The sequence below is a fragment of the Parazoarcus communis SWub3 = DSM 12120 genome (assembly GCF_003226565.1).
In the GTDB taxonomy this organism is placed as follows: Bacteria; Pseudomonadota; Gammaproteobacteria; order Burkholderiales; family Rhodocyclaceae; genus Parazoarcus; species Parazoarcus communis.
This window is the reverse complement of sequence record NZ_QKOE01000228.1, coordinates 1-211: the sequence shown is the minus strand read 5'-3', so window position 1 is coordinate 211 and position 211 is coordinate 1. Positions and strand designations below refer to the sequence as shown.

Sequence of the window (211 nt, the reverse complement as noted above, 5' to 3'; positions counted from 1 at the left end):
TCGACCTTGCCGTACGACACGCACAGGTCCTTCACTTCCAGAACGGTCTTCTTGGTTTCGTTGCTCATCGTCTTCACTCCACCCCGCCCAGATACGCTTCGAGCACCGCCGGGTCCTTCTGCACCTCTTCGGGCAGCCCTTCGGCAATCTTCTCGCCGAACTCCATCACCACCACCCGGTCGACCAGCCCCATGACGAAGTCCATGTCGTG

General features: G+C 60.2%; 1 protein-coding gene. It reads right to left on the bottom strand.

The genetic code is table 11. From position 1 onward, the window contains the following. Positions 1–73 precede the first annotated feature (73 nt). On the bottom strand, positions 74–211 hold a 138-nt coding region (locus tag DNK49_RS23850; protein ID WP_481345693.1), incomplete at its 5' end, for an ABC transporter ATP-binding protein C-terminal domain-containing protein.